25 protein-coding genes and 1 tRNA gene are annotated in these 19,792 nt (G+C 68.3%); 12 read left to right on the plus strand and 14 right to left on the minus strand.

The window, feature by feature from the left end; genetic code table 11:
• Positions 1–46: 46 nt before the first annotated feature.
• Positions 47–1,429: a serine--tRNA ligase gene (gene serS / locus JRZ79_RS21295; RefSeq protein ID WP_205251085.1), complete on the plus strand. Its 1,383-nt coding sequence runs from the start codon at positions 47–49 to the stop codon at positions 1,427–1,429.
• A 64-nt stretch (positions 1,430–1,493) separates the two neighbouring features.
• Here the strand turns inward: serS and JRZ79_RS21300 are convergent, their stop codons facing one another.
• Positions 1,494–1,823, minus strand: coding sequence for a nuclear transport factor 2 family protein (locus JRZ79_RS21300; protein ID WP_010903524.1), 330 nt, complete (start codon positions 1,821–1,823; stop codon positions 1,494–1,496).
• 82 nt (positions 1,824–1,905) lie between these two features.
• On the opposite strand from JRZ79_RS21300, the gene JRZ79_RS21305 reads away from it, so the two are divergent.
• Positions 1,906–2,403, plus strand: coding sequence for a DUF367 family protein (locus JRZ79_RS21305; protein WP_012289427.1), 498 nt, complete (start codon positions 1,906–1,908; stop codon positions 2,401–2,403).
• A gap of 46 nt (positions 2,404–2,449) precedes the next feature.
• Positions 2,450–2,593 carry a 50S ribosomal protein L40e gene (locus JRZ79_RS21310; protein ID WP_010903526.1) on the plus strand — a complete coding sequence of 48 codons (144 nt, stop codon included), beginning with the start codon at positions 2,450–2,452 and terminating at the stop codon, positions 2,591–2,593.
• A gap of 67 nt (positions 2,594–2,660) precedes the next feature.
• Here JRZ79_RS21310 and JRZ79_RS21315 read toward each other — a convergent pair whose 3' ends face one another.
• From JRZ79_RS21315 to JRZ79_RS21325, 3 genes are read right to left on the minus strand one after another with little or no spacing between them, the layout of a single operon-like run.
• Entirely contained in the window at positions 2,661–3,092 is a 432-nt protein-coding gene (locus JRZ79_RS21315; RefSeq protein WP_205251087.1) for an NUDIX domain-containing protein, read from the minus strand.
• A complete protein-coding gene (locus JRZ79_RS21320; protein ID WP_205252160.1) occupies positions 3,089–3,625 on the minus strand; it encodes a GNAT family protein in 537 nt (178 codons plus the stop codon). The genes JRZ79_RS21315 and JRZ79_RS21320 overlap by 4 nt, the downstream gene beginning before the upstream one ends.
• 57 nt (positions 3,626–3,682) lie before the next feature.
• Complete coding sequence (locus tag JRZ79_RS21325) at positions 3,683–4,300, minus strand: MBL fold metallo-hydrolase (protein WP_205252161.1); 618 nt, start codon at positions 4,298–4,300, stop codon at positions 3,683–3,685.
• A gap of 76 nt (positions 4,301–4,376) precedes the next feature.
• Here JRZ79_RS21325 and JRZ79_RS21330 point away from each other — a divergent pair, with 76 nt between their 5' ends.
• The 3 genes from JRZ79_RS21330 to JRZ79_RS21340 are packed head-to-tail and all read left to right on the plus strand — an operon-like array spanning position 4,377 to position 5,746.
• The gene (locus JRZ79_RS21330) at positions 4,377–4,562 is read left to right on the plus strand and encodes a DUF5786 family protein (protein WP_010903530.1); all 186 of its coding nucleotides are present in this window, start codon (positions 4,377–4,379) and stop codon (positions 4,560–4,562) included.
• Positions 4,559–5,107, plus strand: coding sequence for a DUF99 family protein (locus tag JRZ79_RS21335; protein ID WP_205252162.1), 549 nt, complete (start codon positions 4,559–4,561; stop codon positions 5,105–5,107). The genes JRZ79_RS21330 and JRZ79_RS21335 overlap by 4 nt, the downstream gene beginning before the upstream one ends.
• A 27-nt stretch (positions 5,108–5,134) precedes the next feature.
• On the plus strand, positions 5,135–5,746 hold the full coding sequence (locus JRZ79_RS21340) for a uracil-DNA glycosylase (RefSeq protein WP_010903532.1): 612 nt from the start codon (positions 5,135–5,137) through the stop codon (positions 5,744–5,746).
• 3 nt (positions 5,747–5,749) lie between these two features.
• Here the strand turns inward: JRZ79_RS21340 and phnE are convergent, their stop codons facing one another.
• From phnE to JRZ79_RS21355, 3 genes are all read right to left on the minus strand, one after another.
• A complete protein-coding gene (gene phnE / locus JRZ79_RS21345; protein WP_205251091.1) occupies positions 5,750–6,745 on the minus strand; it encodes a phosphonate ABC transporter, permease protein PhnE in 996 nt (331 codons plus the stop codon).
• Positions 6,742–7,593: a phosphonate ABC transporter ATP-binding protein gene (locus tag JRZ79_RS21350; RefSeq protein ID WP_205251092.1), complete on the minus strand. Its 852-nt coding sequence runs from the start codon at positions 7,591–7,593 to the stop codon at positions 6,742–6,744. The genes phnE and JRZ79_RS21350 overlap by 4 nt, the downstream gene beginning before the upstream one ends.
• Positions 7,594–7,680: 87 nt before the next feature.
• Positions 7,681–8,646 (minus strand): phosphate/phosphite/phosphonate ABC transporter substrate-binding protein, encoded by a 966-nt coding sequence (locus JRZ79_RS21355; RefSeq protein ID WP_205252163.1) that lies wholly within the window; start codon positions 8,644–8,646, stop codon positions 7,681–7,683.
• 151 nt (positions 8,647–8,797) lie between these two features.
• Between JRZ79_RS21355 and hisH the strand changes: the two genes are divergently transcribed.
• Entirely contained in the window at positions 8,798–9,454 is a 657-nt protein-coding gene (hisH, locus tag JRZ79_RS21360) for an imidazole glycerol phosphate synthase subunit HisH (protein WP_205252164.1), read from the plus strand.
• A gap of 87 nt (positions 9,455–9,541) precedes the next feature.
• On the opposite strand, the gene JRZ79_RS21365 is transcribed toward hisH, so the two are convergent.
• Positions 9,542–9,895, minus strand: a complete 354-nt coding sequence (locus JRZ79_RS21365) for a hypothetical protein (protein WP_012289430.1) — start codon at positions 9,893–9,895, stop codon at positions 9,542–9,544.
• Between the two features lie 91 nt (positions 9,896–9,986).
• Between JRZ79_RS21365 and JRZ79_RS21370 the strand changes: the two genes are divergently transcribed.
• The 3 genes from JRZ79_RS21370 to JRZ79_RS21380 are packed head-to-tail and all read left to right on the plus strand — an operon-like array spanning position 9,987 to position 12,382.
• Complete coding sequence (locus JRZ79_RS21370) at positions 9,987–11,102, plus strand: tRNA (guanine(26)-N(2))-dimethyltransferase (RefSeq protein WP_205251095.1); 1,116 nt, start codon at positions 9,987–9,989, stop codon at positions 11,100–11,102.
• 15 nt (positions 11,103–11,117) lie between these two features.
• Entirely contained in the window at positions 11,118–11,558 is a 441-nt protein-coding gene (locus JRZ79_RS21375) for a ribonuclease BN (RefSeq protein ID WP_205251096.1), read from the plus strand.
• The gene (locus JRZ79_RS21380) at positions 11,555–12,382 is read left to right on the plus strand and encodes a phosphatase PAP2 family protein (protein WP_205252165.1); all 828 of its coding nucleotides are present in this window, start codon (positions 11,555–11,557) and stop codon (positions 12,380–12,382) included. Before JRZ79_RS21375 ends, JRZ79_RS21380 begins: the two co-directional genes overlap by 4 nt.
• Here the strand turns inward: JRZ79_RS21380 and glnA are convergent.
• Positions 12,364–13,728, minus strand: a complete 1,365-nt coding sequence (gene glnA / locus JRZ79_RS21385) for a type I glutamate--ammonia ligase (protein WP_205251098.1) — start codon at positions 13,726–13,728, stop codon at positions 12,364–12,366. The genes JRZ79_RS21380 and glnA overlap by 19 nt on opposite strands.
• A 125-nt stretch (positions 13,729–13,853) precedes the next feature.
• Between glnA and lrp the strand changes: the two genes are divergently transcribed.
• Positions 13,854–14,318 (plus strand): HTH-type transcriptional regulator Lrp, encoded by a 465-nt coding sequence (gene lrp / locus JRZ79_RS21390; RefSeq protein ID WP_010903541.1) that lies wholly within the window; start codon positions 13,854–13,856, stop codon positions 14,316–14,318.
• Between the two features lie 134 nt (positions 14,319–14,452).
• Here lrp and thsB read toward each other — a convergent pair whose 3' ends face one another.
• On the minus strand, positions 14,453–16,123 hold the full coding sequence (thsB, locus tag JRZ79_RS21395) for a thermosome subunit beta (protein ID WP_012289432.1): 1,671 nt from the start codon (positions 16,121–16,123) through the stop codon (positions 14,453–14,455).
• A gap of 256 nt (positions 16,124–16,379) precedes the next feature.
• Between thsB and JRZ79_RS21400 the strand changes: the two genes are divergently transcribed.
• Positions 16,380–17,585 carry a DUF418 domain-containing protein gene (locus JRZ79_RS21400; RefSeq protein ID WP_205252166.1) on the plus strand — a complete coding sequence of 402 codons (1,206 nt, stop codon included), beginning with the start codon at positions 16,380–16,382 and terminating at the stop codon, positions 17,583–17,585.
• 48 nt (positions 17,586–17,633) lie between these two features.
• On the opposite strand, the gene JRZ79_RS21405 is transcribed toward JRZ79_RS21400, so the two are convergent.
• The 4 genes from JRZ79_RS21405 to ilvA all read right to left on the minus strand — a co-directional run bounded on the left by JRZ79_RS21405 (position 17,634) and on the right by ilvA (position 19,626).
• Positions 17,634–17,715 (minus strand) — tRNA-Ser (locus tag JRZ79_RS21405).
• Positions 17,716–17,761: 46 nt separating this feature from the next.
• The gene (locus JRZ79_RS21410) at positions 17,762–17,956 is read right to left on the minus strand and encodes a hypothetical protein (RefSeq protein ID WP_205252167.1); all 195 of its coding nucleotides are present in this window, start codon (positions 17,954–17,956) and stop codon (positions 17,762–17,764) included.
• Positions 17,957–17,959: 3 nt separating this feature from the next.
• A complete protein-coding gene (locus JRZ79_RS21415; protein WP_010903545.1) occupies positions 17,960–18,343 on the minus strand; it encodes a Rid family detoxifying hydrolase in 384 nt (127 codons plus the stop codon).
• Positions 18,344–18,393: 50 nt separating this feature from the next.
• Positions 18,394–19,626: a threonine ammonia-lyase gene (ilvA, locus tag JRZ79_RS21420; protein WP_010903546.1), complete on the minus strand. Its 1,233-nt coding sequence runs from the start codon at positions 19,624–19,626 to the stop codon at positions 18,394–18,396.
• Positions 19,627–19,792 lie beyond the last annotated feature (166 nt).

Below are 19,792 nucleotides of genomic sequence, written 5' to 3' on the forward strand. Positions count from 1 at the left end.
AGGGATGCGATACGTTCTTGCCGCGGCCCGGCGAACCCGGACGCAAATGCTGTCCCGACAATTCGTCCGCGAGCACCCCGAGAAAGTGCGGGACGCCCTCGATGCGAAGGGCGTGGACGCGGACCTCGACCGGATCCTGGAGGTTGACGAGGAGTGGCGCGAACTGAAAGCGCGGGGCGACGAGCTCCGCCACGACCGCAACGAGGTGTCCTCGAAGATCGGCGAGCTCAAGCAGGCCGGCGACGAGGACGCCGCCCAGGCGGCCATCGAGCGCTCGCAGGCGCTCAAAGACGAGTTGGCGGACGTCGAGGCGCGCGCCGACGACCTGGAGGCGGAGCTCGAACGCCTGCTGTTGACGCTGCCGATGGTGCCCGACGAGGACGCGCCGGTCGGCGACAGCGAGGCCGAGAACGTCGAGCGCCGCCGCGAGGGGTTCGACGACCGCCGCGATCTGCCCGAGTCGGTGGTGCCACATTACGACCTCGGCGAGGAGTTGGACATCCTGGATTTCGAGCGCGGCGCGAAGGTCTCCGGCGGCGGGTTCTACTTCTCGAAGGGGGCGGGCGCGCGCCTGGAACACGCCCTCGTGCAGTTCATGCTCGACGTGCACCGCGAACAGGGTTACGAGGACGTGTTCCCACCGATGCCGGTGTCGGCGCGGTCGATGGAGGGCACCGGGCAGTTCCCGAAGTTCGTCGAGGACGCCTACCGCATCGGCGGCGAGAACGACGCGGACTACGACGACGACGATCTCTGGCTGCTGCCGACCGCGGAGGTCCCGGTGACGAACATGTACCGGGACGAGATCCTGCTGGACGACGACCTCCCGGTGAAACACCAGGCGTACTCGCCGAACTTCCGCCGGGAGGCCGGCGAGCACGGCACGGAGACCCGGGGGATCGTGCGCGTCCACCAGTTCAACAAGGTCGAGCTCGTGAACTTCGTGCGCCCGGAGGACTCCGCCGAGCGGTTCCACGGCCTGCTGGACGAGGCGGAGGCGGTGTTGCGGCGGCTCGATCTGCCGTACCGCGTCCTGGAGATGTGCACCGGTGACATGGGGTTCACGCAGGCCAAAAAGTACGACATCGAGGTGTGGGCACCCGGCGACGACATGGACGACGGCCCCGAAATGGGGGGCCGGTGGCTGGAGGTGTCGTCGGTGTCGAACTTCAAGGACTTCCAGGCGCGGCGGGCCGACATCCAGTACCGGCCCGAGCGCCACGAGTCCGCCGAGCATCTGCACACCCTGAACGGATCGGGGGTGGCGGTGCCCCGCGTGCTGGTGGCGATCCTGGAGTACTACCAGAACGACGACGGCACGGTAACGGTACCGGAGGCGCTGCAGCCGTACATGAACGGCCAGACGCGCATCGAGGGCTCCCGGAAGGTCGGCGAGTCCGCGCTGGGCGACGGCGACCGCGAGGCGTGAACGCAGCGAACGCCGCGGGCTGCGGAACGGAACGCAGTGAGCCGCGAGCGCCCGCGGGCGGCAGTCAGTCGACGTACGATCGGAGGCGGCTGACGCGCCCGGCGGCGGTCAGCTCGAAGACATCGACGAACGCGAACATCGGTCCCTCGGGCGCGACGAGGCGGCCGCGGGCGGCGACACCGCGGGCTGGGCCGGCGTAGACGCCGTCGAGGACGTGGCGGGTGTCCACTCGGGGGCGGTCGTCGCGCATGAACGAGACGAACGCGTCCGGGGAGTCGTGTGTCATGTCCGGGCGCTCCTGGGTGAAATCATCGGCGAGCACGCCACGCAGTGCGTCGTAGTCGCCGTCGTCGATGGCGTCGTAGTACGTCTGGACGGGGTCGGTGGCGTCCATGGCGTGGTGGTTGGCGCGCGCGGTGAAGAAACCACAGGGCGAGTGGCTTTTGCCGGCGACCGCCGAACGGCATGATGACACCGTGGAGTTACACGTCCGGTACGAGGGCGACGACGACCCCGAGAAGTGTACGGCGCGGAAGCTCGCGCGCTTCGATCTGGCGGCGCTGCATCGGACCGGCCGCGAGACGCCGGCCGGCGTGGTGTTGAACCCGCACGCCGAGCGGGCGCTGTCGCCGGCCGACGACACAGACATGCTGGTCGCACTGGACTGCTCGTGGGAGACGGCTGGCCGTGCGATGTTCGAGATCGACGGCGAGCACCGCGCGCTGCCGTTCCTGGTGGCTGCGAACCCGGTCAACTACGGGCAGCCGTTCCAGTTGAACACCGTGGAGGCGTTCGCCGGCGCGCTCGCCATTCTGGGGCGCTGGGAGCGCGCCGAGGAACTGCTGTCGAAGTTCACGTGGGGGCATACGTTCCTCGAATTGAACGAGGAGCCGCTCCGGCGGTACGCCGACTGCGAGGACTCCAGTGAGGTGGTGGCCGTCCAGCAGGCGTACCTCGACGCCGGCGAAGACTGACCGGCGTTCCGAACCGCTTAAACGCGGTGGCGCCGAACCCGGGTGCATGAGCGAGACCATTGAGGACCGACTGCTGAACAAGCAGGTCTGCATGCGGTGTAACGCACGGAACCCGACGGACGCCGAGAGCTGCCGGAAGTGCGGGTACAAGAACCTCCGCACGAAGGCCTCCGAGCGTCGCTCCGCGTAACTGACCGGCGGTCTTCTGCAGCACGCTCACGGCCGACAGCGGCGGCTGTGTCGCTGACGGCAGTGGGTCAGGTGACTTCGACGCCGTCGCCGTGGCGGGCGTGTGCGATCCAGTCGTCGCTGGGGTGGAGGTCGGTGGGGTACTCGCCGGGCTCGAAGAAGTCGACGGCAGTCGTCTCGTCGCCGTCCGGTTCGGGGTCGCCGTCGACCCACGCACAGCGGAAGACGTGTGCGAGATACTGCATGGGGCCGTCCGGGGTGTCGAACAGTTGCGTGGCCGGGTCGGTGTAGACGCCGGTGAGTTCAACGTCAGGGGCAACGACCAGCCCCGCTTCCTCGCGGACCTCCCGGCGGACGGCGTCCGTGACCGATTCACCGGGTTCGACGCGTCCCATGGGGAGCAGCCACCGGTCGCGTTTCGTGTCCTGGACGAGACACACACGTCCCTCGTCGTCGGTGACGACGGCGACGACGGCGGGCACGAGCTCGGGTGGCGTCACTGGTCGCGCCACTCGGATTCGAGGACGCCGTAGCAGTGCACGTCGAGGTACTCGCCGTGCAGGAACATCGCGTCGCGGTGGGTGCCTTCGCGTTCGAACCCGAGGCGCTCCCGGACGCGCATCGAGGCCTGGTTGTCCTCGAAGACGCGGGCGAAAACGCGGTGGCGTCGGTGCTGATCGAAGGCGTACGTGGTGGCGAGCCGACCCGCCTCGGTGCCGTACCCCTCGCCCCAGTGGTCCTCGGCGAGGAAGACGCCGAGCTCGGCGCTCCCGTTCGTGTCGTCGACGCCGTGCACGCCGAGACTGCCGATCGGAGCGCCGTCGACGGCGACGACGAAGTTGACCGTGCCGTTGTCCGCGCTGGCCTGCTCCTCGTACCACTCGCGTTCCTCGCGCTCGGTGACGGGCGTGCGAGCGCCCACCGGGGGCCAGACGGCGGGGTCGTTGATCGTGTCGTGGAGGAAATCGACGTCGTCCTCGCTGACCGGGCAGAGGTCGACGCGCTCGCCGGAGATGAACGGACGGCCGGGCATACTCGACGGTTCGACGCCGCGAAAATAAGCGTTGTCGTGGTGTGGCAAGCCCGCGCACTACTGGTCGTCCGGATACTTCGGGTCGCGGCGCTGGGCGCGGTCGAGCGCGCGCTCGGCGACCGCCCGAACGTCGCCTTCGAAGACGCCGCCGTGCCCGGCGTAGAGCTCCGAGACCGAGTCGGGCATGCGGGCCAGCAACTCCCGGAGGCTGCCGATGAGGCGCTCCCGCGACTGCCCCGGCATGTCGGTGCGGCCGAAGCTGCCGTCGTCGAAAGCGCCGTCGTCGTGAACCACGACGTCCCCGGCGAACAGCGCCGTCTCGGTGACCAGCGAGACGTGGTCGGGGGCGTGGCCGGGCGTGAACACCACGTCGGCGGCCTGGTCACCGACCTGGACGGTGTCGCCGTCGGCGAGAGCGTGGGTGCGCAGCGGGTGGTCGGCGTAGGCGTACACGTCGGGGCCCTCGAAGGCGTCGACGACGGCGTCCAGCTGCTGGACGTGATCCGTGTGCTGGTGGGTGATCACGACCTGATCGAGGGCGTCGACGTGCGCGCGGATCTCGTCGGCGACGCCGTCGTACGCGCCCGCGTCGACGAGCGTGGTGGTGTCCCCGACGACCAGGAAGGCGTTGCAGGTGAACGACGCCGCACCGCTGGTGACGACTCGGACGGACATACACGCCCACACGGGTGGTTCGCACCTAAACCCGGCGAGAAATTTTAGTGGCGCAGTCGCCTACACTCACTCGCTTATGGGCTTCGGGAGCTACGACGAGTCCGAGCAAGACACCCAGTCCATCGACTCCGAGGACGTCGCTGCCGCGGACGAAATGGACACGGCCGAACACGAGCACGACGGCGGCGTAGATTACGAGATCGGCGCGTCGAACGACGAGCTGCTGGATCGATTGCAGGAGATCAAAGACCAGTCCTCGTGAAGCGCGGCACGCGCGCGCTCGGGGTTGCGGTCTCAAATCGCGGTGACGGCGGTCACGCGACGGTCGGAGGGGCGGTGGTGCGCGCCTCTCGGGTCGTCGACGGCGTCTCGTTTTCGGCGTGCACGGTCGGCGGACTGGACAGCACCGCCGCCGTGAGTCGGTGTTACGAGCGCCTCAACCGCGAGGACGTCCAGTACGTGCTGCTCGCGGGGATCGCGCCCGCGTGGTTCAACGTCATCGACGTGCGGGCCGTCCACGACCGCGTCGACCGTCCGGTGCTCGCGGTGTCCTTCGAGGAGAGCCCCGGGCTGGACGAGCCGATCAACCGCGAGTTCACGGGGCGAGAGCGCGACGCCCGGCTGGCGATCTACGGGTCGCTGCCGGAGCGCACGCCGGTCACGGTGAACGACCACCGCGTGTTCGTGCGCAGCGTCGGCTGCGATCGGGCCGCTGCTGTGGTGCGCGCGTTCACGCCCGCGGGCGGCCGTCCCGAACCCCTGCGGGTTGCGCGGCTGGCGGCACGGGCCGGCGACGACTACGCTTAACACGGCGCGGGCCCGTCAGGTCAGGGCATGGACGAGCCCAGCCAACGGGACGACACCATGGACGGGGCGGCTGTGACGGCGTGTTGCACGCGGTGTGACGCGCTCGTGGAGTCACGCAGTCAGGTCGTGAACGGCGACGGCCCCAGCGACGCCGACGTGTTGTTCATCGGGGAGGCGCCGGGCGCAACCGAGGACGACACCGGCGTGCCGTTCGTCGGGCGCAGCGGCGACGTTCTGGACGACGAGCTCGCGGCCGCCGGGCTCGCCCGTGAAGACGTCCGCATCACGAACTGCGTCCGGTGTCGGCCGCCGGACAACCGCGACCCGCACAGCGAGGAGCTCGCGAACTGTCGGTCACATCTCGTGGCCGAAGTCGACAGCGTCGACCCCGCGGTGATCGTGACGCTCGGCAAAGTCCCCAGCGAGCACGTCCTCGAACGGTCGGTCGCCGTCACCGGCGAGGCGGGCAGCGTCGAACGGGTGTCGCTGGGCGGCACCACCCGGGATGTGGTGGTGTGTCTGCATCCGGCTGCAACCCTCTACGACGCGAGCCAGCGGCCGGCGTTCCGGGAGACAATCGAGCAGGCCGCGACGATGGCGGGCGCGGACGGCGGGCAGGCCCGGCTCGGCGACTACTGACCGTTACGTGAGCGCCTCCCGGGTTTTCGACGGGAACTGCTTGATCGTCCGCACGAACAGCCGGAGGACGCTCGTGCTCTCGTTGCCCCGGATGCGGGAGCGGATGCGCTGGCTGAGCATTTCGACTGACACCACCAGCACGAAGATGACGATGATGGTGGCCATCATGTTGTGCCAGCTGCGGGTCTGGCGCTGCAACATCAGGATCTCGCCGATCCCACCGGCGTTGATGAGGCCCATGGTGACCGCCACCCGCACGTTGATTTCGAGGATGTACATCGACCACGCGATGAACGGCCGCACCATCTGTGAGAGCATCCCGAAGAGGATGACCTGGGGCCGTGACGCGCCGGTCGACTCGACGCCCTCGATGGGGCCGTCCTCGACTTCTTCGAGGGCGTCCGTGAACAGCCGCCCGAGGTTCCCGATGGTGTCCGTGCCGATGGCCAGCGTCGCCGTGAACGGGCTGAGACCGCCAAGCGGGATGAAGATGAGCGCCCACACGAGCGCGGGGATCGACCGGATCGAGCTCATCACGCCACGGAACAGGAAGTTGAGCGGGAACGGCGTGACGCGCTCGCTGCCGAGCACGCCGAACGTCAGCGCCAGCGGCGCGCCGAGCACCGTGCCGGCGAACGCGATGCCGAGCGTCTCAACCGCCGCAAGCGGAATCGAGGGGTTTTCGTGGGCCGCCAAAAACGAGTAATACTGGCCCACGTCGACGAACGGCACCACGCCGAACAGCGATGTCAGCGGGAAGAAGTCCCGAAGCGACCCGACGAACTGCGACCAGTACGCCGAGATTTCGAGCAGCGAGAAGTTGACCAGTTCCAGCGCAACCTCGAACAGCACGAGAAAGGCGATCAGGGCGAGCGCCCAGATGATGCGGTTTTTCGTTCGGTTGCGCTTGATCCGGTAGAGTTGCGCTTCGTATTTGTCGTCCGGGTCGACACCGAAGCCAAAGCGGGCCAACAGCCCCTCGTTCGGTTTCGTGCTCATGACAGATGTGGGTCGGATGCGGGTTGTTGGTCGGGGCCGCCGGCGGCGTCGGTCCCGCCGTCGCTGCTGGTCGTGGGGGCCACGTCAGCGTTGGCGTCGTCCTCGTCGTCGCCGGTGCGGATGGCGTCGGTCTGGATGTTGCCGTAGATGTCGTCGATGACGTCGAACGTGAGGTCGTCGCGGTAGCCGTCGAAGATGACGCGGCCGTCTTTCATGCCGATGAATCGCTGGCCGAACTCGCGGGCCAGATTCACCTGGTGGAGGCTCGCGAGCGTCGTGAGGTCGTGCTGGTCGGCGGCGTCCTTGATGTACCCCATGACTGATTCGGCGCTCGCCGGGTCGAGGCTGGCAACGGGTTCGTCGGCGAGCAGCAGGTTCGGGTCCTGCACGAGCGCGCGCGAGATGCCGACGCGTTGTTGCTGGCCGCCGCTCATGCGGCCGGCGCGCTGTTCGGCGTCGTCGAGCAGGCCGACGGTGTCGAGCGCGCGGAGCGCGTCGAGTTTCTCCTCGCGGTCGTTCCACTGGAAGAGGCTGCGCACCAGCGAGGTGCGGTTGAGCGACCCCGAGAGGGCGTTCGTGTACGCCGTCATTTCTTCGATGATGTTGTGCTGTTGGAAGATCATCCCGACGTCGTCGCGCGGGCCGTTGACCGGCTCACCGTCGATCTTCACGGAGCCGGTGGTGGGTTCTGTGAGGCCGTTGAGACACCGGAGGAGCGTCGACTTCCCCGCTCCGGACTCGCCGAGGATGACGACGAACTCGCCGTCGAGGATCTCGAAGGAAACGTCCTCGAGGGCGTCGACGTCGCCGTACGATTTGTGCAGGTTGGTGACCGTTATGTTGCTCATCTGTCTTGGGTGCCGTTGCCGGCGGTGGGTGCGTCGAAGGGAGTGATTCGATGCCTAAAACAACTCGGAATCACGGCTGCTGGCCGGCTAGTTCCCAAACTCGAGGCCGAGCGTGTTCTTGACGTTCCGGACCGGCTCGTAGTCGTCGATGGTGGCCTCCGCGACGCCGGTGAACCAGAGTTCGTCGCTGGCGTTGCTGCCCTTGAGGTCGGACTCCGTGGCGTCGAGCAGCGCCGTCTGCACGTCGGAGCGCACGCTGCCCTCCCAGCTGCGCCGCGAGAGCAGCGGGGCGCGCGGGATCGGATCGGAGGCAGCCAGCAACTGGAGCTCGGGGTCCTCGGTGCCGGCGGTGTCGGCGTCCGAGGAGATGTTCATGACCTGCTCGGGGAGCTGTGACTGCGGGACGTGTGGGAGGGAGACGAACGCGCCGGTGCCGGCGGCCATGTACTCGTCGCGTTCGAGCAGCTGCTCGATGGCGGTGTTGTGGTCGTTGGACCACTTCCCGGTGAAGCCGGTGACCTCGCCCTCGGGAGCGTCGCCGACGTCGAGGCCGGCATCGGCGAGCATCTTCAGCGGGAACAGGGAGCCGGACGTGGAGAGGCGGGCGCCGAAGACAACCGTTTCGTCCGCGAGATCCGACAGCGAGTCGATGGGGCTGTCGGGCTGGGTGGTGATCGTCGAGAAGTACCGCGATGCGCCGTACGCAACGCGGATGCCGACGACGTCGGTGACGCCGGCGTTGTCGCCGACGACCGCGAGCGTCGGCGAGGCGTCGGCGATGTCGGCCTGGTCGTTCTCCAGGGCCTGCAGTACGGCCTGGTGGTCGGCGGCCACCTTGGGTTCGATCGACGCGCCGGTCTCGGATTCGAGGTAGTCGAAGACGCCGGCGTACTGTTCTTTGACGTTCACGTCGGATTCGGCCGGCGTCAGCACGAACCGGACATCGGCGTCTTCGCCGCCGCCGCCACCGAGGACTCCCAGGCAGCCCGAGAGGCCGCTGATCCCGATGGTTCCGGCTGCGCCCGCGGTTTTGAGGAAGTTGCGTCGGTCCATTGGTGTACGGGTTACAGTTCGATTATTGAATCAAAAAGGATTTTTCATTCTATTCGCGGAGACGGACCACAGCGGGCGTTTGCGCGTGCGTTGCGGCGGGGCACCGGTGGAGACGAAAAAGGCCTTTGGCGTCGGTGGCGAACGGACGGCCATGGATACGACGGGCACCGGGCAGCGTGGGGCGTCGATCGTGGTCGTGGACTACGGCCTGGGGAACCTGCGGAGTGTCACGCGGGGGTTGGAGCGCGCGAACGCCGACGTTTCGATCGTCGAGGACCCGGGCGTGTTGGACGACGCCGACGGCATCGTGTTGCCGGGGGTCGGCGCGTTCGGCGACGGCATGGAGAACGCCGGGCCGTTCCGGGACGCACTCACCGACGCGGCCGGCGAGGGGCGGCCCCTGTTCGGCATCTGTCTGGGGATGCAGATGCTGTTGTCTTCGAGCGAGGAGGCCGACCACGAGGGCCAAGGCGACGCCAGGGGGCTGGACCTCATTCCGGGCAGGAACGTCCGGTTCACCGGCACGGTGAAAGTCCCGCATATGGGCTGGAACGAGCTCGCTGTCACTCGCGACCACCCGCTCGTCGGGGGCGTCGACGGCGAGTACGCCTACTTCGTGCACTCCTACTACGCCGCGCCGGACGACCCCGGTCACGTCGTCGCGGAGACCGACTACGGCGAGCGGTTCCCCGCGGTCGTCGCCAACGACGCCGGCAACGTCTTCGGGACGCAGTTCCACCCCGAGAAGTCCGGGGCAACCGGGCTGCGCATCCTCCGGAACTTCGTCGACTACTGCGCCGACCAGTAGCCGACGCCGCGTCCTCGACGCGCCTCGGCGACGCGGCCGCCGTCTCTGGCGGCCCGACTGCCGGCGGCCGAGCGCAAGCGCGGCGGCTCAGACGAACTCGCGGACGTCGCTGTAGAACATGTCGTGGTGGTCGACGGCGCCGACGCGGGCGGCGATGGCGGCGGCGAGGGCGTGCCAACAGGATTCGTCGGGGCCGAGGTTGTACCGGGCGTCCTGGCAGTTGCAGGCACCGCCTTCGATGATGTACTCGTCGCCGTGACCGACGACGACCGTGAAGTCGGTGTACTGTTTGACGCGGCCTTCGCTGGCGGCTTCGATGGCGCGGCGGCCGCGGTCGCCGTGCGCGTCGAGGATGCGACGCGTGATCTCGGGGGTGAGGGCCCCCGTCTCGGCGAGGGTCTCCTGCCAGCCGGTGCTGTTGGGGCCTCCGTCGTCGGGCACGTGCTGTGCTTAGGGGGCGGGCGGTTTAGCAGTTCGGTTGCGCGGGTGGCGAGTCCGGGTCGTTTTTGCCGTGTGGCCGCCGACGGAGCGTATGGACGTATCTGAGGGGGGTGTGACGGTTTCGGTGCCGACCGCGTCGGGCGGCGGTGAGGGTGCCGCCGACGACGTGTTCTTCAACGCGACCCAGGAGTTGAACCGGGATCTGACCGTGGCGACGCTGGCGGCGTTCCGGGAACGTGAGCCGCGGGCGGCGTCGTATTTGGACGCGATGACCGCCAGCGGCATCCGCGGCGTGCGGGCGGCGGACGCGGGCTGGGACGTGACGATGGCGGACGTCGACGCCGACGCCGTCGAGTTGGCGACATCGAACCTGGCGCGCAACGGCCTGGACGGCGAGGTCGTCGCGCGGGACGCCAACAGCCTGCTGCACGACCACGACCGCGTGCTCGACGTGGTTGACATCGACCCGTTCGGGTCGCCGATGCCGTTCGCGGACGCGGCGTTCGCGAACGCGCGCAACCTCGTGTGTGTGACCGCGACGGACACCGCGCCGCTGTGTGGCGCGCATTTCGAGTCCGGCGTGCGGAAGTATTCGGCGACCCCCCGGAACACGAACTACCACGCGGAGATGGGGCTGCGGATCCTGCTGGGGGCGTTGGCGCGGACGGCGGCCCGGTATGACGTCGGCGTGACGCCGATCCTGAGCCACGTCAGCGACCACTACGTGCGGACGTACCTCGAACTGGATCACCGGGCGACCGACGCGAACGCGGCGGTCGAGCAGGTCGGGCACGTGTATCACTGCCAGCAGTGTCTGTCCCGCGACCACGAGTACGGCCTCGTGGCCGCCCCGCGGGCGGAGTGTCCTCGGTGTGGCGGCCACCAGGTGTTGACCGCCGGGCCGCTGTGGCTCGGGCCGGCCCACGAGGAGGCGTTCGCGGCGAGCGTGCGCGAGCAGTTGACCCGGGAGATGGGGGAGGCCTCGCAGGCGTTCCACCTGCTGCAGACCATCGAGGGCGAACTCCACGAGCCGACCCACTACGACCAACACCGGCTGTACAGCCAGTGGGGCGAGCCCGCGGTGGGGATGGCGGAGTTCCTCGATCAGTTGCGGGACGCGGGCTTGCGGGCGTCTCGGACGCATTTCGGCGGCACAACGTTCAAGACCGACGGCGGGCTCGCGGAGGTCGAGGCGGCGGTCCTGTAGCGTGGCGGCATCGTTATGACAGTTGGGGCGGTACTCAACGCCGTGCCGTCGGGACGAACTGACAACGAGAGCGACGAGGAGACGCGAGCACCGCCCTCGGAAGCGCCGGACGTAGCGGCCCTCGGAGCCGAGGTCGAGGCGCTCCGCGAGGACCTCGATGCCAAGACCGTCAGCCGAGCGGATCTTGAAGCCGAGCTGAAACAGTACGTGCGCGCCCGCCAGCGCCGCGGAAAAGCACGGGGATGGGGGCCGTACCTGGTGTTGTTGTACGGCACCGTGATGACGCTGGGGGCGTTCGCGTCCCTCTCCGGGGGGTGGGCGATCCTGGCGATGATCGTGGTGTGGCTCTCAACGCTGGGGCTGTACGCGCTGATGGTCGTGGTTGGCGTGGGTGCGAGCGCGCTGGGCGCGCCGGGCCGGCTGGTCGACCGCGTGCGGTCCTGGCGGGGGCCGTGACGGGGCGGGGCGTCGGCGTCACCGACGCGATCGCGGGGAGCGTGCCGGACCCGCTGGTCGGCGCGGTCGTGGTGCTGACAACGCTCGGTAGTGGGTACGTCGTCGCGGGCGCACCGCCAGTGGCCGCCGTGCTCGGCGCGCGCGCTGGCGTGCTCGGGCGGCGTGACGGGGCGCGGTTGCTGGCCATGGTGGGCGTCGGACTGGCGGCCATCGTGCTCCTGAAAGGCGTGTTCGCCGCGCCGCGGCCGCCCGCGTCGGTGGCCCATGTGACGGCCCACGGAACCGGCTTTCCGAGCGGGCACGCCGTCGGGTCGGCCGTGCTGTACGGCGGGCTGGCGGCGCTGCTCGATGTCGGCGGGCGGCGACAGCGGTACGCGGCCGGCGCGGCGATGGTGGTGGTCGTGTCGGCAACGCGGCTCGCGCTGGGCGTCCATTACCTCGTGGACGTCGTGGCTGGGGCGGGCGTGGGCGTCGCAGTGGTGGGCGGAGTGCTGGCGGTGACGCGGCGGCGCGTCGGCTACGGGTTCGGACTGGCTGTGATGCTGGCTGCGGGGGCGGTCGCCGTGGCCGGGCCGACGACCGACGCCGTGGCGGCGCTCGGCGGGGCGGCCGGCGGGCTGGTGGGGTGGCGGATCGTAGCCGCGCGTGGCGCAGTCGGACGCGCGGCCCGCCCGGTGGCTGGCGTGGGCGCAGTGGTCGCCGCCGGGGGTGTGGCCGCGGCGTCGGTCGGCGTGGGTGCCGGGGCGATACCGGTGTTCGGCGCGCACGCTGCCGCCGGCGTGGTGTTCGTCGGGCTACCCGCGGCTCAGAACTTCTCGAGGTAGCGGTCGGTCTCCCACTCCGAAACGGAGGCCTTGTACTCGGCGTACTCGTGGCGTTTGGCTTCCGCGAACTTCTCGCAGACGTGCTCGCCGAGCGCGTCCTGCATCACGGGGTCGGATTCCAGGGCCGTCACCGCGTCGCCGAGGTGGCCCGGGAGCGTGTCGATGCCGTAGGCGTCGCGTTTGTCCTCGTCGAACTCGTAGATGTCCTCGCGGACGGCGTCGCCGGGATCGGCGTCGGTGTCGATGCCGTCGAGGCCGGCGGCGATGACGGCGGCGAGCGCGAGGTAGGGGTTACACGAGGGGTCCGGCGACCGGATCTCGAAGCGCGCGGAGACGCCAGCGGCGTCGGGCACGCGGATGAGCGCCGACCGGTTCACGCCGCTCCACGCGATGTAGACGGGCGCTTCGTAGCCCGGGACGAGGCGCTTGTAGGAGTTCACCGTGGGGTTGGTGACGGCGGTGAACGCGGGGGCGTGTTCGAGCACGCCGCCCATGAAGTGGTAGGCCGTCTCCGAGAGGTTGAACTCGTCGTCGTTGTCGGCGAAGACGTTCTCGCCGTCCTCGTCGAACAGCGAGATGTGGCTGTGCATGCCCGAGCCGTTGATCTCGCCGATGGGCTTGGGCATGAACGTGGCGTGCACGTCGTGTTGTTCGGCGACGGCGCGCACGACCGCGCGGAACGTCGCGATGTTGTCGGCGGTGGTGAGCGCGTCGTCGTACTTGAAGTTGATCTCGTGTTGGCCGCGCGCGACCTCGTGGTGGCTGGCTTCGATCTCGAAACCCATCGCTTCGAGCGTGAAGATGATCTCGCGGCGGATGTCCGACGCGAGGTCCTTCGGTGCGAGATCGAAGTAGCCGCCCTGGTCGTGGGCGGTCGTGGTCGCGTTCCCGTCGTCGTCCTTCTCGAAGAGGAAGAACTCCGGCTCGGGGCCGATGCTGACGGAGTACCCCATGTCGTCGGCGCGCGCGAGCACGTTCTTCAGGACCTGCCGGGGACCGCCGGCGAAGGCGTTGCCCTCGCGGTCAACGACGTCACAGATGAGGCGGGCGCTGCCGCCGTCGCCGTTCGACCGCCACGGGAGCACGGCGAACGTCTCGGGGTCGGGGTCGAGTCGCATGTCCGACTCCTGGATGCGCACGAACCCCTCGATCGAGGAGCCGTCGAAGTAGATCCCCTCGGTGAACGCCTTTTCGGCCTGGTGGGCCGGAATGGAGACGTTTTTGACTGTGCCGAGGATGTCGGTGAACTGGAGGCGGAGGAAATCAATGCCCTGCGCCTCGATGTCGTCCAGTACGGCCCGCTCGTTGTCGGTGAGCGCGCTCGATGAAGAATCTCCGTTCGTCATTTCGATGTACGGTACGTGTTGTTCCCTCCATGGATAAATGAGTATCGCTCGGTGTAAGTGATTGCGATGCGAGACAGAATTGGACGTTCGTAAACTTCTATACGGTGGAGACGGTAGCCGGACGCATGACCTACGAGAACCTCGACGTGAAACTGGTCAACGAGCTACTCGGAGACGGCCGCGCGAGCCTCCGGAGCCTCGCCGACGACCTCGACGTGTCGGTCACCACGGTCTCGAATCACCTCCAAACCCTCGAAGACGAGGGCGCTGTCAACGGCTACACGCCGGTCGTCGACTACGAACGCCTCGGATACGACGTGACGGCCATCCTCCAGTTGAAAGTCGACGGCACCGCGCTCCCTGAAATCACTGGGACGCTGCGGGGCCACAAGCAGATGGTGTCCGTCTACGAGATCACCGGCGACTACGACGTCCTCGCCATCGGGAAGTTCACCGACACCGACGACATGAACACGCTCATCAAGGAGCTGCTGGCGGACGCCGACATCAACGAAAGCAGCACCAGTGTCGTGCTCAACGCGGCCGCCGAAAACGAACAGTTCGAACTCGACCTCGACGGCGACGCGTAACCACCCCTCCGGGAGCGCGACCGGGCACAGCCGTGGTCGACGCCGGCGGCACCGCTGGCGCGGTGGAGATCGCGCGCAAAGAACGTCGGCGTCGGTCAGCGAGCGGTGCATGCGGGGTGTGGTAACGGCCGGGCTTACATCATGCCGCCCATGCCACCGCCCATACCGCCGCCCATGCCGCCGGCACCGCCGTCGTCGTCGCCCTTGTCCGTCGAGAGATCGCCGGCCGAGATGATGTCGTCGATCTTGAGCACGAGGTTCGCGGCCTCACTGGCAGAGGTCACGGCCTGCTCTTTGGCGTGTGCGGGTTCGACGACGCCGGCCTCGAAGGTGTCTTCGAGGTCGCCGGAGAGGACGTTCAGCCCGATGTGTTCGTCGTCGTCGTTCTCGTGGGCCGACCGGAGGTCGACGAGCGTGTCGATGGAGTCCAGGCCGGCGTTCTCCGCGAGGACGCGGGGCACGAGCTCCAGGGAGTCGGCGAACGCCTCGACGGCGAGCTGTTCGCGCCCGGAGACGGAGTCCGCGAAGTCACGCAGGCGGCTGGCGACTTCGACCTCGGTGGCGCCGCCACCGGGGAGGACGCGGCCGTCCGAGAGCGTCTGGGCGGACACGTCGAGCGCGTCGGAGACGCCGCGTTCGAGCTCGTCGACGACGTGGTCGGTCGAGCCACGCAGCAGGAGCGTGACGCCGTGGGCCTGCTCGCTCTCGCCCTCGACGTAGAACAGTTCGTCGTCGCTGTCGCGCGTGACCGAGCCGGCGACCACGTCAGCCTCGGAGGCGGCGTCGAGGTCCGTGACGACCGACGCGTCGAGGACGTTCGTGAGGAACTCGATGTCGGATTTCTTCGTGCGGCGGACCGCGAGGATGCCCTCCTTGGCGAGGTAGTGTTGGGCCATGTCGTCGATGCCCTTCTGGCAGAAGACGACGTTCGCGCCGGTGTCGGCGATCTGCTGGACCTTCTCCTTGAGCTGCTTTTCCTCCTGGTCGAGGAACGACTGGAGCTGGTCGGGGCTCTCGATGTTGACCGAGGTGTCGGCTTCGGCTTCCTCGACTTCGATGGCCTCGTTCAGCAGGAGGACGTCGGCGTCCTCGACTGCGGCGGGCATCTGGTCGTGGACGGGGTCCTTGCTGATGGCGGCACCGCGGAGCAGCTGGGACTCGTTGACGCCGTGGCCGGTCTGGGTCTCGATGTTGATGTTGGCGGCGTCGACGACGATCCCGCCGTCGTTGGTTTCGACGGCGACCTGGTTGACCGCGTCGTAGATGATGCTCGAAAGGAGCTCCTTGTCGAGTTCCGCGCCCTTGCCGGTCATCGAGGTCTCGGCGACGCTGCGGATGAGGTCCTTGTCGTCGGGGTCGACATCAACGGCGACGTTGTCGACTTCCTCGCGGGCCTGTTCGGCGGCGAGGTTGTAGCCCTTGATGATGGCTGTCGGGTGGATGTCCCGCTCGAGGAGGTCCTCGGCGTTCTTGAGGAGTTCGCCCGCAATGGCGACCGCGGTCGTGGTGCCGTCGCCGGCTTCGTCTTCCTGGGTTTCGGCGACTTCCACGATCATCTCGGCGGTCGGGTTGTCGATGTCCATCTCCTGAAGGATGGTGACGCCGTCGTTGGTGACGGTGACGTCGCCCATCGAGGAGACGAGCATCTTGTCCATGCCCTTCGGGCCGAGCGTCGAGCGTACTGCGTCGGCGACCGCGCGGGCGGCCGAGATGTTGTGTTCCTGGGCGTCGCGGTCTTTCACGCGCTGTGCGTCGTCGCCCATGATGATCATCGGCTGTCCCTGCATTCGCTGTTGCTGAGCCATGTTCAGTAGATAGATTGATTGCCATTCTATATAAATCCTTCTAAATCGTCTCGGATCGGAGGGCAGCGAAACGGCCGCGACACGCCCGGACGGCAGCCCACACCACAGTATACACGAGCCACTGTGGCGTACAGACACACGACGAGCCGGACATAGGCCTGGGTTTAAGTTCCGACTGACGCCACGGCACCAACAACTTTTAGCAGCCGCCACGACGGTGACAACGCATCCGCCGCGTCGCGGACACGCCACACACATGACCACCAAAGGCTCCCCGACGGCACCCACGGACCGCATCATCGGGCTGGACGCGCTCCGTGGCGTGGCGTTGCTGGGCATCCTCGTCATCAACATCCGCGCGTTCTCCATGCCCGAAGTCGTGCTGTTGAACCCCACTGCGTACGGCGACTTCACCGGCGTGAACTACTGGGCGTGGCTGGCCGGCCACCTCCTCGTGAAACAGAAGTTCATCACCGTGTTCACGCTGCTGTTCGGCACCGGGGTGGCGATGTTCGTTCGCAACCGCGAGCGCGACGGCGACCCGGCGGTCACGCTGCACGTCCGGCGGTCGCTGTGGCTGATCGCGTTCGGCCTCGTACACGCCTACGTGCTCTGGTACGGCGACATCCTGGTGGCGTACGGCGTCACCGCGCTGTTCGTCGTTGCCGCCCGCAACTGGGAGACACGGGACCTCCTGCTCGCCGGCACCGCGCTGCTCGCCGTGCCCACGCTGTTGACCCTGTTGTCGGCGCTGGTCGCCGATCCCGGTGTCTTCGCGAGCAGCTGGCAGCCCGCCGATGGCGCGCTGCAGGCGCAGATCGAGGCCTACCGCGGGGGCTGGAGCGCCCAACTCGCCCACCGCGTCGACTCCGCGCTCGGCCGCCAGACCACCGGCTACATCGCCAACACCGGCTGGCGGACCGCGGGCCTGATGCTGTACGGGATGGCGCTGTTCCACACCGGCGTCACCACCAACGACAGATCCCGGGCGTTCTACCGGCGGCTGGTCGCCGTCGGCGGCACCGTCGGGCTGGCCGTGACCGCCGCCGGCGTCTGGTATATCACGGCCGCCGACTGGGCCGCGTCCGCCGGGCTGCTCTGGGGGCAGTTCAACTACTGGGGCAGCGTTCCCCTGGCCGGCGCCTACCTCGGAGCCGTGATGCTGGTCGCCAAGCGCTGGCCAACGGGCGTCGTCACGCGCGGGCTGGCCGCCGTCGGCCGCACCGCGTTCAGCAACTACATCCTCCAGACCGTCGTCGCCACGGCGATCTTCTACGGGCACGGCCTCGGGCTGTTCGGCCGGGTCTCCCGGGTGGCGGCGCTGGGTATCGTGGCCGCCGTGTGGGTGGGACAGATCGCGCTGTCGGTGCTCTGGGTGCGGTACTTCCAGTATGGCCCCCTGGAGTGGCTGTGGCGCGCGCTCACCTACCGAACCCGGCCGCCGATGCGCGCCACGGACTGAGGCGGGGCGACGACGCCGCCGCTGGGCGCTCGAAACTATCGCGAGAAACGCCGGGACAGGGATTTGAACCCTGAACCCCGTAAGGGGACACGCTTTCCAGGCGTGCGCTTTGCCATTCGGCCATCCCGGCCCAATCCTCCGTACCGGGGTCGTGCGTTTAAACCCTTCTGTTCGGGTCAGTCGCCGACTCGGATCCGCGCAGCGCGGCCGGTGGCGGCGCCGACGGCGAACACGACGAGTGCAACCCCGAACAGCGGGGCCAACGGAACGGCAGCGCCGGTCGCCAGCACGTACGCCTGCGCGAGCACGAGGAACGCGAGCGCGGCGATGCAACCCCACAGCAGGGTGTCGGTCGTGCGGGCGGCGACCATGCCTCAGTCGCGCTGTGCGGCGATGGCTTCGATCTCGACGCCGACGCCCTTCGGGAGGGCGGCGACTTCGACGGCGGAGCGCGCGGGCGGGTTGTCCTGGAAGTACTCCTTGTACGCGGCGTTCATGGCGTCGAAGTCGTCCATGTCGTCCATGAACACGGACACCTTGAGCACGTCCTGCATGTTCAGCCCCTCCGCTTCGAGGATGGCTTTGACGTTTTCGAGGCTCTGGCGGGTCTGGACGTCGATGGGCTCGTCGGCGATGAGCTCGCCGTCGGGCGTCATCGGGATCTGACCGGCGGTGAACACGACGTCACCGTCGGTGGCTGCCTGACTGTACGCGCCGACCGCGGCGGGCGCATCAGCGGTTTCAATCGGGCGCTTCATGCTCGTGACGTGGCACCCCCACGTCTTAAACCTACGAGGTCCGGGCCGCGTCACTCGCTGACGATCTGGGGGCCGTTGAGCACCGTGACGTCGAAGCCCTCGTCCTGGATCCGGGTGAGCAGCCGGTCGACGTGTTCGGGGCCTCGCGTTTCGAGGTCGAGTTCGACCTCGGTGGCGTTCATCGCGATGTCGCGGTTGGTGCGGTCGTGCTGGATGGCGTAGATGTTCGCGCGCTCCTCGGCGGCGGTCGCCAGCAGGTCGTTGAGGCTGCCCGGGCTGTCCTTGAGCACGGTGCGGATCTTGACGTAGCGGCCCTGGTCGACGAGCCCGCGAACGATCACCGTGGTGAGGAGGTTGAGGTCGATGTTGCCCCCACAGAGCGCGGGCACGATGGTTTCGCCGTCCGCGTACTCGAATTTGTCCTCCAGGACGGCCGCGAGCGCGGTGGCGCCGGCACCCTCAACGAGGGTTTTCCCGCGCTCCAGCAGCAACACGAGCGCGGTGGCGATCTCGTCGTCGGAGACGGTGACGACCTCGTCGACGTGCTCCTGGATGACGGGGAACGTCTGCGCCCCGACCTGTCGGACGGCGATACCGTCGGCGATGGTGTCGACGTGATCGACGGCCTGTGGCTGGCCCTTGTCGAGGGACCGCGCGACCGTCGAGGCCCCCTCGGCCTGCACGCCGATGACGCGCACGTCGTCGAGTTCGCCCTTGAGCGCGGTGGCGACGCCGGAGATGAGGCCACCGCCACCGATGGGGACAACGACGGTGTCAACCGTCGGACAGTCCGCGGCGATTTCGAGGCCCAGGGTGCCCTGGCCGGCCATGATGTACTCGTCGTCGAAGGCGTGGACGTACGTGCGGCCTTCGGCGGCTTCGAGTTCGTGGGCGTGGGCCTGTGCGTCGTCGTAGTCGGCGCCGTGGAGGACGACTTCGGCGCCGTAGCTCTTGGTGGCCTTGATCTTCGAGATGGGCGCGGACTCCGGCATCACCACCTTCGAGTCGACGCCCGACCGGGAGGCCGCGAGCGCGACGCCCTGGGCGTGGTTGCCGGCCGACGCAGTGACCACGCCGGCGTCCTGCTGGTCGGCGGAGAGCGTGCGGATGCGGTTGGTCGCGCCACGGATCTTGAACGAGCCGGTGCGCTGGAAACACTCCAGCTTCGGGCGGACGTCCGCGCCGGTGAGATCGGAGAACGTATGCGAGTACTCAAGCGGTGTGTGGCGGGCGGTTTCGGAGACGCGCTCGCGGGCGTCCCGAATGTCGGACAGCGAGAGCATACTCGCTGGTATGCGTGGTCCGGGTTTAACCGTTGGTGGTGAGCGGCGAAGAACGCGAGAACGGAGCGTGTGACAGCTATCGGTAGGACGCGCATCAATATAAAACCGATCGAAGCGGAGTGAAAGTGAAACTGCGAGTGGGGGCTTGGGGGCACGCGTGTGCCAG

Source organism: Halobacterium sp. BOL4-2, assembly GCF_016917835.2.
Taxonomy (GTDB): Archaea; Halobacteriota; Halobacteria; order Halobacteriales; family Halobacteriaceae; genus Halobacterium; species Halobacterium salinarum.